General features: G+C 48.8%; 15 protein-coding genes. 8 read left to right on the top strand and 7 right to left on the bottom strand.

The window, feature by feature from the left end:
• Positions 1–9: 9 nt before the first annotated feature.
• Positions 10–888, bottom strand: a complete 879-nt coding sequence (dapA, locus tag EQP46_RS06990) for a 4-hydroxy-tetrahydrodipicolinate synthase (RefSeq protein WP_129492971.1) — start codon at positions 886–888, stop codon at positions 10–12.
• A gap of 368 nt (positions 889–1,256) precedes the next feature.
• On the opposite strand from dapA, the gene bcp reads away from it, so the two are divergent.
• Positions 1,257–1,727, top strand: a complete 471-nt coding sequence (gene bcp / locus EQP46_RS06985; protein ID WP_102318237.1) for a thioredoxin-dependent thiol peroxidase — start codon at positions 1,257–1,259, stop codon at positions 1,725–1,727.
• 79 nt (positions 1,728–1,806) lie between these two features.
• On the opposite strand, the gene EQP46_RS06980 is transcribed toward bcp, so the two are convergent.
• From EQP46_RS06980 to EQP46_RS06970, 3 genes are all read right to left on the bottom strand, one after another.
• Complete coding sequence (locus EQP46_RS06980) at positions 1,807–3,276, bottom strand: FAD-dependent oxidoreductase (RefSeq protein WP_240671681.1); 1,470 nt, start codon at positions 3,274–3,276, stop codon at positions 1,807–1,809.
• 153 nt (positions 3,277–3,429) lie between these two features.
• The gene (locus tag EQP46_RS06975; protein WP_129492970.1) at positions 3,430–4,509 is read right to left on the bottom strand and encodes an AI-2E family transporter; all 1,080 of its coding nucleotides are present in this window, start codon (positions 4,507–4,509) and stop codon (positions 3,430–3,432) included.
• Between the two features lie 13 nt (positions 4,510–4,522).
• Positions 4,523–4,744 carry a sulfurtransferase TusA family protein gene (locus tag EQP46_RS06970; protein WP_129492969.1) on the bottom strand — a complete coding sequence of 74 codons (222 nt, stop codon included), beginning with the start codon at positions 4,742–4,744 and terminating at the stop codon, positions 4,523–4,525.
• Positions 4,745–4,911: 167 nt separating this feature from the next.
• On the opposite strand from EQP46_RS06970, the gene bepA reads away from it, so the two are divergent.
• From bepA to EQP46_RS06950, 4 genes are all read left to right on the top strand, one after another.
• A complete protein-coding gene (bepA, locus tag EQP46_RS06965; RefSeq protein WP_129492968.1) occupies positions 4,912–6,369 on the top strand; it encodes a beta-barrel assembly-enhancing protease in 1,458 nt (485 codons plus the stop codon).
• Positions 6,370–6,516: 147 nt separating this feature from the next.
• Entirely contained in the window at positions 6,517–6,867 is a 351-nt protein-coding gene (gene arsC / locus EQP46_RS06960) for an arsenate reductase (glutaredoxin) (RefSeq protein ID WP_129492967.1), read from the top strand.
• 15 nt (positions 6,868–6,882) lie between these two features.
• Positions 6,883–7,464 carry an NAD(P)H:quinone oxidoreductase gene (gene wrbA / locus EQP46_RS06955; RefSeq protein ID WP_129492966.1) on the top strand — a complete coding sequence of 194 codons (582 nt, stop codon included), beginning with the start codon at positions 6,883–6,885 and terminating at the stop codon, positions 7,462–7,464.
• Positions 7,465–7,531: 67 nt separating this feature from the next.
• Positions 7,532–7,927 (top strand): DUF2069 domain-containing protein, encoded by a 396-nt coding sequence (locus EQP46_RS06950; RefSeq protein ID WP_129493396.1) that lies wholly within the window; start codon positions 7,532–7,534, stop codon positions 7,925–7,927.
• Between the two features lie 75 nt (positions 7,928–8,002).
• Here the strand turns inward: EQP46_RS06950 and EQP46_RS06945 are convergent, their stop codons facing one another.
• Positions 8,003–9,277, bottom strand: coding sequence for a DUF2066 domain-containing protein (locus EQP46_RS06945; protein ID WP_129492965.1), 1,275 nt, complete (start codon positions 9,275–9,277; stop codon positions 8,003–8,005).
• Positions 9,278–9,417: 140 nt separating this feature from the next.
• On the opposite strand from EQP46_RS06945, the gene EQP46_RS06940 reads away from it, so the two are divergent.
• Entirely contained in the window at positions 9,418–10,659 is a 1,242-nt protein-coding gene (locus tag EQP46_RS06940) for a uracil-xanthine permease family protein (RefSeq protein ID WP_129492964.1), read from the top strand.
• Between the two features lie 71 nt (positions 10,660–10,730).
• Here the strand turns inward: EQP46_RS06940 and upp are convergent, their stop codons facing one another.
• On the bottom strand, positions 10,731–11,357 hold the full coding sequence (gene upp, locus EQP46_RS06935) for a uracil phosphoribosyltransferase (RefSeq protein ID WP_102318229.1): 627 nt from the start codon (positions 11,355–11,357) through the stop codon (positions 10,731–10,733).
• A gap of 178 nt (positions 11,358–11,535) precedes the next feature.
• Between upp and purM the strand changes: the two genes are divergently transcribed.
• Both purM and purN read left to right on the top strand, forming a co-directional pair.
• Positions 11,536–12,579 carry a phosphoribosylformylglycinamidine cyclo-ligase gene (purM, locus tag EQP46_RS06930; RefSeq protein WP_102392012.1) on the top strand — a complete coding sequence of 348 codons (1,044 nt, stop codon included), beginning with the start codon at positions 11,536–11,538 and terminating at the stop codon, positions 12,577–12,579.
• A gap of 2 nt (positions 12,580–12,581) precedes the next feature.
• Positions 12,582–13,217 (top strand): phosphoribosylglycinamide formyltransferase, encoded by a 636-nt coding sequence (gene purN / locus EQP46_RS06925; protein ID WP_129492963.1) that lies wholly within the window; start codon positions 12,582–12,584, stop codon positions 13,215–13,217.
• 92 nt (positions 13,218–13,309) lie between these two features.
• On the opposite strand, the gene EQP46_RS06920 is transcribed toward purN, so the two are convergent.
• The gene (locus EQP46_RS06920) at positions 13,310–14,101 is read right to left on the bottom strand and encodes a class II glutamine amidotransferase (RefSeq protein WP_129492962.1); all 792 of its coding nucleotides are present in this window, start codon (positions 14,099–14,101) and stop codon (positions 13,310–13,312) included.
• Positions 14,102–14,176 lie beyond the last annotated feature (75 nt).

Below are 14,176 nucleotides of genomic sequence, written 5' to 3'. Positions count from 1 at the left end.
AGAGAAGCATTACAGCACACCAGCGTCAATCAATGCCTGTTTAACCTTAGGCTGCAACGCGGTGTTGAGCGGGGTCAAAGGCAGACGCAGTGTTCCATCCGCAATAAGGCCCATTTCATGCAGTGCCCATTTAACCGGAATTGGATTCGCTTCTACAAACAGATCAGTGTGAAGAGGCATGATCTTTTCATTGATTGAGCGCGCTTCTTCAAGCTCACCCGCCAATGCCAATTTGATCATTTTTGCCATTTGCGCAGCAGCAATGTTATTCGATACCGAAATGACACCTTGTCCGCCCGCAGCAACGAAATCCAGTCCTGTTAAATCATCACCACTTAAAAGGACAAAATCTTCGCCACAAAGTTCACGGTGAGCACGCACACGGTCTAAATCACCGGTTGCATCTTTGATGCCGACGATGTTTTCGAATTCAGATAAACGCGCAACGGTTTCTGGCAACATGTCAGCGACAGTACGCCCCGGCACGTTATACAAAATTTGAGGGAGTTCAGTGGATTCAGAAATCGCTTTGAAGTGTTGGAACAACCCTTCTTGAGACGGTTTGTTGTAGTAAGGCACCACGCTCAAACAACCAGCGATACCTGAACCTGCAAACATTTTGCTGAAGGTAATGGCTTCGTGTGTGGCATTTGCACCTGTCCCTGCAATTACAGGAATGCGTCCGTCTGCGAACTCTAGCGTCTTCAGAACAATCTTGATGTGCTCTTCCACGGTGACGGTTGCAGATTCACCTGTTGTACCCACAGAAACGATTGCATCTGTGCCAGCATCAACATGAAAATCTACGAGATTTTTCAAACTGGTATAGTCAACTTCACCAGAGCTATCCATCGGCGTGACCAATGCCACGATACTTCCTGAAAACATTTCCTTCTCCAAAAATGCGTTTTGTCCCATGGTACTTTTGGCGACCTGCAAAAACAAGCGCCGAGACCGCGCCTAAACGCTGGCTTTGCGCGGTTGATCACCACGAAAATGAACGATATTGTCCTGACTACCGTAATGTTGATTGCCAAATTTGTCTGAACGCATCAAAAAGCGTTATTTTCGCTTTGATATCATCAGTGAGACAGAACGGACGGCCTTTCATTCAGACACGAACAAGAAAGGTGTACGCTGATACCCAAACAACCTGAAGATGAAGGAATCAGGTTGCTTAGGTATACATCAAAATTCCATTTTTCATGTAAGAATGGGAGCGCTCAACACGCTACTATTTTCAATAAGGAAGACATATGCAAATGCTGACCGCAGGTGCTGCTGCACCAGAATTTACGCTTCAAGATCAAAACGGCGAAATGGTGTCGCTGAGTCAGTTCAAAGGGAAAAACAAGGTTCTGGTGTATTTTTACCCAAAAGCAATGACGCCGGGTTGTACAACACAAGCCTGTTCATTGCGCGACAGCAAAAGTGAATTGGAAGCGCTAAACACCGTGGTGTTGGGTCTCAGCCCAGACCCAGTGAAAAAACTTAAAGGGTTCGAAGAAAAGAAAGAATTAAACTTCACCCTGCTAAGTGATGAAGACCACGCCGTCGCTGATGCCTTTGGCGTGTGGGGCCCGAAAAAATTCATGGGTAAAGAATATGATGGTATTCACCGTATCAGTTTCCTCATCGGTGAAGACGGCAACGTTGAGCACGTGTTCAACAAGTTCAAAACCAAAGATCACCATGATGTGGTTATCAATTATCTGAAAGGCGAATAAGCCCACTCAGGCTGTCGTTCTGGCGATAAGATCGTAAAAGCCGGCGAATGCCGGCTTTTTGCTCAGTATTGCAAGCAAATCATTCCCGATCAGGCAACGGAATCGCCAAGGCTTCGGGGTAGTTTCTTTGCGTTGCGATCGCTTTGGCTTTCTCAACAATCGCATCTCGGTGCAAAGACGCTGTTAACGCTAGAGACGGTTTTTGCCACGCCTCAGGCAAGGTTATCCAACCTTTGCTTTCACAATGCGCCAGAATGCGGTCTGCCGCTTGTAACGCTGACGATGCTTTTACCAATTCAATACGTGCGTAGCGGTCTCCATCAAACGACGCATCGGCGGCACGAAGACTTGGGTCATCGCCGGGTATCTGTTGCGCACCACAAAGCGGGATGCCACCCACTTCGGCGTTTTCGAATGCAGGAAGCCATTGGGAGAAATGCCCGATCGCACGCTCTGTGCGCACTTTGACATGTTCCCATTCCCACCCTGCATCGACTTTGTCGATCATACATTGCGGCAGCATCGGCTGGGCACTGCGTTGACCGGCGTTGACAAGACCACCATCGAACAGCGTGATGTCTTTGGTCATACCATGAAGCTGAATAAACCCTTGCGGGTATGGCGTTAATTGCGCCATGCCTTGAGGCGTGCCTCTTTCACCATGCACAATCACTTCAGGCCAAATACCCGGTTGTGAAGGCCAGTGCGCGAGATACGCCGCTTTGTATTCCACCCAACGTTCGCGAGGACGCTGCGCCAAATCATCGAGAGAGCCTGTGCGAAAACCGCATGCGTTGATAAGAAAATCGACATGATGCGCGTGGGTTTCCCCCGACGCATTTTGCGTGGTGATAGACCAACCTTGCGCCGTTTCTTCAACGTCCGTGACACGATGCTGTAACTTGAGCGTGCAATTCGGTACACCTTCCAACCCGAGTGCAGCCGTCGCGGCTAACCTGAATACGCTTAACCCGTATTCTTGTACCACCACCAGCGGGTATTTGAACTGCTCAAGTGACATGTACTTGGCAACGGGCACCATCCATTCATCTGGCGACGTTGGATTGTCTGGCAATTCCGCATGAGCAAGGCGCAACATGTCTTCTTTACTGTAAAGCCTGAAGTAGTCGTCTGGTGACCCCAGCACAGCATTGTCAGCGTCACTTTCGAGCATTTTTCGGTAATGTGCGGTGAGCACATTCAGGCGATGTAAAATGGCGTCCGGTTCGCCAGGATCCGAAGTAGGTATCGCAATCACAGTGGGACGGCGGTTCACGGAATGCGGATACGCACGCACGGTTGCAATGGACTGTTCCAACAACGCGATACACTGCGCTTCTGAAATCTCTCTGTATAAGTTGCCACCCGCGTGCAAATGACAAATCGGTGGACCGCTGACCAGGCTTTCACTCGATTCAAAAACAAGGGTTTCTACCCCTAATCCAGCCAGTTTCAGTGCCGCTGTTGCGCCTGCAACACCACCACCCACAATGCCAACTTTGAACGGTAAGCCCGTTTCTGCCACTTTTGCGCCCTCAATAGCACTCACGATCGTGTCTCTCAATATTTATTATTGGATTCAATATGAACCGTCTTTCATTATTGTAGTGATTCTTCGTTATCTAAAACAAGAAGAGACCCACTAGGGTCTCCTCTTTTTACCCTAACCTTCGGGTTTAGGATCACCGTGTTACCGCGTTTTTCACGATTGCGTGGCTATGTCTTCGTCATCAGCGTCATTGGCTGGCAATGCATTCCAAACGGCTTTCACCAGTGTCGCAAGAGGAATCGCGAAGAAAACACCCCAGAAACCCCACAATCCACCGAACACCAACACTGCAACAATGATAGCAACAGGGTGCAGATTGACCGCTTCAGAGAACAACACAGGCACGAGAACATTGCCATCAAGCGCTTGAATAATACCGTATGCCAGCATCAAGTAACCCAGCTCAGGGCTGATGCCCCACTGGAACAACGCCACCATAAAGATAGGTAAGGTCACCGCAGCCGCACCGATATACGGAATAAGCACTGACAGTCCCGTTGCCACACTGAGCAACGCGGCATAGCGCAGATCTAGCAACGCAAACGTGATGTAACTTGTGATACCAACAATGATAATTTCAGTCACTTTACCGCGAATATAATTGGAGATTTGCTGGTTCATCTCGCTCGCCACACGGTTTGTCAGACGGCGATTGCGCGGCAATACCACGCTGAATGAGCGCAGCATTTCTTTTTTGTCTTTCAACAAGAAAAACACCAGCAGCGGTACCAAAATCAGGTACACCGCAAGGGTCGCTAAACTCACAAGCGAAGACAATGAGCTTTTCACGACAGTTTCGCCTAACCCCAACACGCGGCTTTGCAACGTATCAATGAAGGTATTCACCATGTATGGCTGAACAAGGTCAGGATACTGCTCAGGGAGGTGAGAAACGAAGTTTTGGAAGTCGTTAAACATGGTCGGTATATCGGCAATCAAATTGACGATCTGCGTCCATATCGTCGGCACTAAGCCAAAGCAAGCCATCAACATGAAACCAGCAAAGAGCATCAGTACCACCAGCACCGACGCAAATCGAGGCAATCCACATTTCACGAGTTTAGAAACAGGCCATTCCAGAAGATAGGCAAGAACAATCGCCACAAGCAGTGGCGCTAAGAGGTTGCCGAAAAAGTAGATGACGATGAAACCTGCAACAAGTATTGCGACGAGACTGACGGCATGAGGGTCAGAAAATCGTCTCTGATACCAACGGTTAAGCATCTCTAGCATGTATTGTCCTGTTTTAAAGTTTGGTGATAGTGAGCACCGTCGCGTCTTGGACAGTCCGTTGAGTAACGCGAAAACCTTTACTGATGAGATAACGGGGAATATCGCGCAACGCCCCACTGTCTGTAACAACGATATCGATTTGTTGGTTTTTCGCCAAGGTAGCACAGGTTCTTTTGGCTAATAATAGAGCCATTGGGCAGCGCTCTGTACGCAAATCAAGGGATTGAATTTCCATTCTTTCTCGCTGCTCGTTATTATCGTCCGCATTGTATACCTAAACAGAACGAAGAAGTAGTTTGGGTCTTTCACACAATGCGGCAAACTCAATGGAAACCTGTCGTCCTCTTTGCTGTCTATATCCTAGCAATCCGTTTTCGAACGCTGGAGGAACCAACGGACGTTATGCAACTGTTTAAGAAAACAATAATCAGCATTCTCGTTGCATCGCTCGCTTTGCCGTCACCTGCTATAGCGACCACATACAGCGATCTGCCAGACATTGGTACTGCCGCTGCAGGCACTCTCACCGTCGAGAAAGAAATCGAATACGGCGATGCTTACATGCGTATTTTACGTGGCAGTCAGCCGATCGTGAGTGATCCCCTTTTATCAGAATATGTCTCTTCATTGGGCGCATCACTCGTGGCTAACGCTAATGATGTTAAAACACCTTTTGAGTTTTTTCTGATCCGTAACCGTGACATTAACGCCTTTGCTTTCTTTGGTGGTCACGTTGCACTTCACACTGGGTTGTTTCTGCATGCAAAAACAGAGAGTGAATTAGCGTCTGTTGTTGCGCATGAAATTGCGCACTTAACCCAACGTCACCTCGCTCGCGCCATGGAGCAACAAGCTCGCCAATCTCCACTGACCATGGCAGCACTTGTAGGATCTTTGCTACTCGCCATTGCAGCGCCTCAGGCGGGCATTGCTGCTGCACAAGCAACAACGGCTGCATCGATTCAAAGCCGGATTAACTACACGCGCAGTAATGAAAAAGAAGCTGACCGCATTGGTATTGAAACCCTTTCTCGCTCAGGGTTTGATGCGAACGCCATGCCGACGTTCTTTACGCGCATGGCTGACCAGTATCGCTTTGCATCAACGCCTCCTCAGTTTTTGCTGACGCACCCACTGCCGGATTCGCGTATCACGGACTCGCGTTCACGCGCCCAGCAGTATCCTCAGCGAAGCGTTCCTTTGTCGCCCAATTACCAGTTAGCACGCGCCCGCGTCATTGCACGTTTTGCCGGCATTGATAGCGCAGCAGCGCTGGATTGGTTTAATCGCAACAGCAAAAGTGCCTCTCCCGCACTGAAGCAGTCGATGAATTACGGCAAGGCGTTGGTGTATATCGACAGTCGCCAATTTGATAAAGCGACCGCCTTACTGACACCGCTGCTTAAACGACAGCCTAACAACCCGTTTTTCTTGGATGCAGCTACCGATCTCGATATCAACCAGAAAAAATATGATAGCGCGATCAACAGATTGAATAGTGCGCTAGAAACGCAGCCGAACAATGCTGTTCTGCTGCTAAACAGGGATTATGCTTTGGTCAATGCTGGACGCTTCAAGGAGGCCATCTCAGGATTGCTGAAGTTCACGCACCGTTATCCGGCGGATATCAATGGTTGGTCATTGTTACAAGAAGCCTCTGATAGCCAAGGCGATCGCGCTGGCGCCTTAGCTGCACAAGGTGAGCTGTATGCGTTACAAGGCCGCTGGCATAAAGCCATTAACAATTACACACAAGCGAGCCAGTTGGTTGATCTTGGCAGCCTTGATCAAGCCCGCTACGATGCACGTATAGATCAACTACGCGTTGAAGAATCTCGCTTTAATGCTTTACAGCGATAGCACGTATTTTCAATACACCGCGATGTAGCTCGCCGTCGCCATTCATTCTCAACGTATTTATAACGAAATGGCCATGCCAAAGTGCATGGCTCAAAAAACAGTGTTGCCTAGCGCAACCGTTGTCCGTGACTCTTTAAAGGAGCTTTCATGTCAGTCACCATTTATCACAATTCACGCTGTTCAAAGAGCCGCCAAACACTTGGCCTGTTGACTGAACGCGGCATTGAACCAGAAATCGTCGCTTACCTCGACACACCTCCGTCTGTTGAAACGCTCACCGCTTTACTCGAGATGCTGAGCTATGATTCGCCGCGTCAAATGATGCGAGTGAAAGAAGACACCTACAAAGCACTTAACCTTGGCGACGCGTCTGTCACTGATGCTCAGTTGATTCAAGCCATGGCTGACAACCCAAAACTCATCGAACGCCCAATCGTGGTTGCGAATGGTAAAGCGGCAATGGGCCGTCCGCCAGAAAGCGTTCTTGATATTCTGTAATCGTGAGTACCCGCAATGATTGAGATTCTGGTGCTGTATTACAGCCGACATGGAAGTACGCGTAACGTCGCAAGGCTTATCGCTCGTGGTATCGAATCCACAGGCGCCGTCGCGCGTTTACGCACAGTGCCTGAACTGTCCATTGCGGGAGAAACCAAGCCAGCTGTCACAGCAGATGACCCGTTTGTTACCCTTGATGATTTAAAAGCCTGTCAGGGTTTGGCGCTAGGCAGCCCGGTTCGATTTGGCAACATGGCCGCCCCCCTCAAACATTTCATCGATAGCACCAGTAAAGAGTGGTTAGCCGGCACATTGATCGGCAAACCTGCAATGGTCTTTAATTCTGGCTCTATGTTGCATGGCGGCCAAGAAACGACCTTGCAATCCATGATGCTGCCTTTACTTCATCACGGCATGGTTATCGTTGGTTTACCGCATTCAGAAGCGGCGCTCCACACGACAACGGGGGGAGGCTCACCTTATGGCCCTTCTCATTTAACCAGTGAAGCGCGTCGCCAACCCGACGCCGATGAAAAGGCGCTCGCCATTGCTGGCGGCAAGCGTTTGGCCAACATCGCATCAAAGTTACACCCGTAAAAATGAACGCGTTAATACGCGATACACAGATAAAAGGAGTTATCCGTTGTTCTCTTCTCCCTCAACAATGAGGATTGCCGCACTAACGTCTTACCTCGCTTTAACTGGCTGGGTAATCCTTTGGCATGGCGTTCTGTCCCCTCACCCTCACGTTAACGCGATGGGCGTGACGATTGCGTGGTTATTGCCGCTTCTTTTTCCCATGAAAGGTATTCTCACCGGCAATGCATATACCCATGCGTGGGCGAATTTTGTTTTGATGTTTTACTTTCTCCACGCACTCACGTTACTCATCGTTGATGAAGGAGAGCGCGGGTTAGCGTTTGTTGAACTGGTCATCACCTCCATCGCATTTGTCAGCAACACTTATTACGCCAAATTGAAAGGCAAAGAACTCGGCATTGGCCTGAAGAAACTGTCGATGGTTGAGAAAGAAGAAAAAGCGCGATACGAAGAGAAATAGAAATCGCGGGATCAAAAAAGCAGGCCTTGAGCCTGCTTTTTGTTTTTTCAGCTAACGGATATGATCGGCGTGCGACTAGCCATTCCACTGGTAATCAAGAGACGCTTCAACAGGATCGATTGGCGCAATCACCGCTGGTGCAATGCTCTGCACAGCTTGGCCATCAATCACCACGGCATCATCAGCGACAGTGGTATCAACCACTGCAGCATCAACCACAGAGCCGTCAGCCACCAATGGCGCTGGAGTCACGATATTGACTGACTCAACCGGGCTCAGCAAGGTCTCTACACGGCGTAAGCGACGATCAGATTGCATTTCATTGTGGAACACATCTTCTGAGGCCAACAGGCTAACGCGGAACGTTGCTGTATCGTTAATCAGTGATTCTAAGCGAAGCGCCGCCACGGAATTCAGCCCTTTCAATGTGCGCTCTAAAACAAAGAAATCTTCTGCAGACGCCATGCCCGACACATTCAGCTTCTTCGCACCGCTATCAGCCACACCTAAGGTCACGCCGAAACGTTCCGCGTAGAAATCAGAGATGTCATCTACCATGGTGGCAAATTCATCAGCCGTAGCGCCAGATGCACGACCTTCAATAGGGGCATCTTTCCCCATGGTTGCGACATTAGGGAACAATTGCCAGCTCAGTTGGTTGCCACGCATTTTAACGACGGCGACACCTGCAGGGTTATAACGCGCACTTGCTTCAGCAATAGGTTGTGCGAAGCCGCCCCACAAATCGGGAATTGAAATCGCCACCACATCGTCGAAATCGCCCACAGGCATCAGAACAGGCAAACCGCGACGCTCACCTTGTGCCTTGAGTTCGTTGATCAATGAAGAGCCGGATTGCTCCCAAACCACGTTGCGCGATGACGCTTGGTCTTGAACAACCCAGAAAAGTACTTCAGGGCGAGGAACACCCCAATACTTCGCTTGAGCTTGTGTCAAAAGGGTACGGATTTTCGCATCATCAAAACCAAGGATAAGGCTTCGCTGAGCTTCCACATCGCCATAGCCCAGTTGCGTGATGTATTGATTTACCGTGGGTAAGGCTTTTTTAACGACGGGGTTTTCACCCACATTTGATTGTCCTGATGCACGAATAAGCACATCAACAAAGGCTTGTTCCTTCGCCAACTGCTCTGTGGCGGCATCACTGTCATCCAGCACTACTTCTGCATTAAAAATAGAAGCAGCCATGGCGCTTGTTTGCCCAACAAAAAGTGCGAGGGCCAAAAAGAAAATTCGTAACATAACTATGCCAGATAACTCGATTCTTAAACGTTGATCATAAGATGAAGCCTGAGATGCAGCAATGGTAAAACGCCGAAATTGCGTCATATAGCCATTTCATTCCTCCCAGCTCATCCCCTATCTTATTGCTTTATTGTGTAATTCGTCGACAAGGGTTTGTTCTGTCATGGGAAAACCCTATACCTCGTGGTAGTATTTTCCGATTTTTTTATTAAGGATGCTGCGTCATGATGCAAATACTACAAGGGGCACAAATGTTATTTGTTGCCTTTGGCGCGTTAGTTTTAGTCCCGTTGTTAACAGGCTTAGATCCTAACGTTGCACTGTTTGGTGCCGGTATTGGTACTCTTATCTTCCAAGTAATCACCAAACGCTCCGTACCCATTTTTCTTGCCTCCTCTTTTGCGTTCATCGCACCCATTCTTTTCGGCGTTCAAACATGGGGCATTCCTGCGACCATGGGTGGCCTAATGGTGGCAGGTGTCGTTTACGTCATCATGGGCGGCATCATTAAGGTTCGCGGTGTTGGCTTTATTCACACCTTACTGCCACCTGTGGTGGTTGGCCCTGTCATCATGGTCATTGGCCTTGGCCTTGCTCCTTCAGCCGTAAACATGGCACTGGGTAAATCAGGCGATGGCGCGGTACAACTGATTGATGGTTCTGTCGCTTTGTGGATCTCCGCCATTTCACTGATCACCACTATTGGAGTGTCAGTGTTTGCAAAAGGTTTCTTTAAACTTGTGCCAATTTTAAGCGGTATCATTGCAGGTTATACGACAGCGCTGTTCTTCGGCGTGGTCGATTTCTCGCCTGTGACAAACGCTGCGTGGCTGTCCATGCCGAACTTCACCATGCCTGAGTTCAACATCAATGCTGTGTTGTTCATGATCCCAGTAGCAATCGCGCCAGCGGTTGAGCATGTGGGTGACATGCTGGCCATTTCTAACGTGACGCAAAAAGACTACCTGAAAAAACCGGGTCTTCACCGCACCATGGCGGGCGACGGCTTTGCCACTATCGCTGCGTCCATGTTCGGTGCACCACCTAACACGACCTACAGCGAAGTGACTGGCGCTGTCATGCTAACGCGTGCCTTCAACCCTGTCATCATGACCTGGGCGGCGGTGACGGCGTTGGTGCTGGCATTTGTGGGTAAGCTGGGCGCGGTGCTACAAACCATTCCCGTTCCTGTCATGGGCGGCATCATGATTTTGTTGTTCGGCTCTATCGCAACGGTTGGCTTAAACACGCTGATTAAAAACCAAGTGGATCTGCACAAAGCGCGTAACCTTGCGATTGTTGCTGTGACCTTGGTGTTTGGTATTGGTGGTATGGCGTTTGGTATTGGCGACTTTAGCCTTCAGGGCATCAGTCTTTGCGGTATCGTTGCTATCTTCCTGAACCTTGTTCTGCCAAAAGACATGGGCGAAAGCCACGTTGTCGATAACGCGCAAATGGAAGATTGATTCTTTCCCAATTGCGAACAAAAAAGGCTTCCAATCTGGAAGCCTTTTTTAGCGCTGGATGATGGTCGGTATTATTTAGTACCGAAGATCTTGTCACCCGCATCGCCCAAACCTGGAACGATGTAGCCTTTGTCATTCAGTTTTTCGTCGATTGCTGCCGTGTAAAGCTCAACGTCTGGGTGTGCTTTTTCAAGTGCTGCAATCCCTTCTGGTGCAGCAACAAGCACCAACACCTTAATGTTGAAACAGCCATTTTCTTTCAGCAAATCGATGGTTGCGATCATCGAGCCGCCCGTCGCTAGCATTGGGTCAACCACCAGCGCCATACGCTCATTGATGTTACTTGCCAGTTTGTGGAAATAAGGCACTGGCTCTAGCGTTTCTTCATCACGGTAGATACCTACCACACTGATACGTGCACTTGGAATGTGCTCAAGAACGCCATCCATCATACCTAGACCTGCACGCAGGATAGGAACAACGGTGACTTTTTTACCCTTAATCTGATCAACTTCTACTGGACCATTCCAACCTTCAATCGTCACTTTTTCAGTTTCGAAATCAGAGGTTGCTTCATAGGTCAGCAGACTACCTACTTCTGTCGCCAGCTCGCGAAAACGTTTGGTACTGATATCACCTTCGCGCATCAGACCAATTTTGTGTTTTACCAGCGGGTGCATAACCTCGACGACTTTCATGACAGACTCCTGCAAAAAACAAATTCTACGCATTATACACGAGAAAAAATCGCCGAATAGCAATGCTCATCCAGTTGCGCTTTTTTAGCACAAATCGACTGACGCAAACGTTTTCCTTTTTGCAAATGCGCTGTTAAAATGACGCCGCTTTTAGTCCACAACTCGGTAAGGATCTCCAGTGAGCGGTAATAAGTCTTCTCTTAGTTACAAAGATGCAGGTGTTGATATTGATGCAGGTAATGCACTCGTTGACCGTATCAAAGGCGTCGTAAAACGCACTCGTCGTCCTGAAGTCATGGGTGGTATCGGCGGTTTTGGCGCACTGTGTGAGCTACCAACCAAATACAAACAGCCTGTGCTGGTATCTGGCACAGACGGCGTGGGCACGAAACTGCGCTTGGCGATGGACCTAAAAAAACATGACACCATCGGCATCGACTTGGTTGCCATGTGTGTAAACGATTTGATTGTTCAAGGTGCAGAACCTCTGTTCTTCCTTGATTACTACGCCACAGGCAAACTGGATGTGGATACGGCGGCAGATGTTGTCACAGGTATCGGCGAAGGTTGTTTGCAGTCAGGATGTGCCTTGATCGGTGGTGAAACCGCTGAAATGCCAGGCATGTATGACGGTGAAGACTATGACGTTGCAGGTTTCTGCGTCGGCGTTGTGGAAAAAGAAGACATCATTGACGGCTCTAAAGTCAGTGCTGGCGACGCAATCATCGCGATTGCATCATCTGGTCCACACTCAAACGGCTACAGCTTAGTGCGTAAGATCATCGAAGTTTCGAATGCCGATGTATCCGCAGAGCTTGAAGGTAAGCCTTTGGGTGACCACCTTCTAGAACCGACTCGCATTTACGTTAAACCTGTTCTTAAGATGCTAGAAACCTGCGATGCACACGCCATTTCTCACATCACTGGCGGTGGCTTCTGGGAAAATATCCCTCGCGTTCTGCCTGAAGGCACGAAAGCGGTTATTGATGGAAACAGCTGGGAATGGCCAGCCATTTTCAAATGGCTACAAGAAAATGGCAACGTGACGCAACACGAAATGTACCGCACCTTTAACTGTGGTGTTGGTTTGATCATTGCCCTACCTGCAGAGCAAGCGCAACAAGCTATCGACATTCTTAACCAAGAAGGTGAGAACGCATGGCTTCTTGGCAACATTGCGAATGCAGCTGCCGATGAAGAGCAGGTAGAAATCAAGGGGTGATCATGAAAAACGTGGTAGTGCTGGTCTCCGGCAACGGCTCTAACTTGCAAGCCATTATCGACCGATGTCATGGAAAAGATGGCATCAATATCGTAGCGGTAATGGCGAATAAAGAAAGTGCCTACGGACTGACTCGTGCGAAAGAGGCGGGTATCGATGCCGTTGTGGTGCCAAGTAAAGGCATCACAGATCGCAGCGAATACGACGACAAGTTAATGACAGCCATTGATGGCTATCAACCTGACCTGATTGTTCTTGCTGGGTTTATGCGTATTTTAACACCTGCATTTGTTCAGCATTACCACGGTAAAATGATCAATATTCACCCTTCGCTACTGCCTAAGTACACAGGGTTGAATACCCACCAGCGCGCCATTGATGCGGGTGACAAAGTGCATGGAACCTCTGTGCACTTTGTGACTGAGGAACTCGATGGTGGCCCTGTTATCCTTCAAGCTCAAGTGCCTATTTTTGACGGTGACGATGCCGACGCGGTATTTGAACGTGTTCAAGAACAAGAACACAACATTTACCCACTCGTTGTCCAATGGTTCTGTCAGGATCGTTTGAGCATGGCTGACGGAAAGGCGCTGTTTGATAAACACGTTTTAGGGGATGCCGGTTACGCGGCCGAGTAATACTCAACCCATTGCTCATCAGCTGAAAGAATAAAAAAACGCGCTTAACAGCGCGTTTTTTGTCTCTGTAATATCACCGTTAATAACGAGGGTTACGCCTCGTAATCTGCTCGGTTACAGGTGATCACTTCGCCGAGGTGGAACACACAATATTCCCCAGGCTGCATTTTGTGCCACGTTTCATTATTGGTGAGCGGCTGCGTCGCTATCACGGTCACCACATCATTCGGTGTGGTTTCTTCTTGGAAGTCGACAGTGACATCTTCATCAATCAAGCTGGCTTTACCAAACGGCGCGCGTCGCGTGATCCAATGAAGATTGTTAGTGCAGTAGGCCATGACATAATCGCCATCACTGAACAACATGTTGAACACACCAAGCTCACGCAATTTATCACAGCGACTTGCGATAAAGCGGAAGACCTCAGTCATGTCTTCTGGCTTTTCTGGGTAGTACTGTTCAATTTCATTCAGTAGCCAGCAAAACGCTTTTTCGCTGTCTGTCTCACCAACCGGTTTAAAGTGCCCTGATGGCATATCTTCATAACCTGTCAGCTGACCATTGTGCGCGTACGTCCAATAGCGACCCCAAATCTCACGTGTAAAAGGATGCGTGTTTTCTAGATTTACATCCCCTCGGTTAGCTTGTCGAATATGACTGACTACCGCACAGCTTTTGATAGGATAACTTTGAACGAGTTCAGCGATTTTAGAGTTACAGCTAGGGTTGGGATCTTTGAATGTGCGAAAGCCTTTGCCTTCATAGAATACAATTCCCCAACCATCTCGGTGCGGACCTGTATTACCACCACGCTGAATCAAACCAGTAAAACTAAAACAAATATCGGTTGGCACATTGGCACTCATGCCAAGAAGTTCACACATGTTCCGTCACGCTTTCCTTATCAACGGTGAGAGTCGCTCATCATCGAGCAACTCAGCACTGTATGGGCGAGGCCC

Origin of the sequence: Enterovibrio baiacu, from assembly GCF_004120195.1 — a bacterium.
GTDB lineage: Bacteria > Pseudomonadota > Gammaproteobacteria > Enterobacterales > Vibrionaceae > Enterovibrio > Enterovibrio baiacui.
Note: the sequence above shows the minus strand (reverse complement) of the source record. Positions and strands in the feature narration are given on the sequence as shown.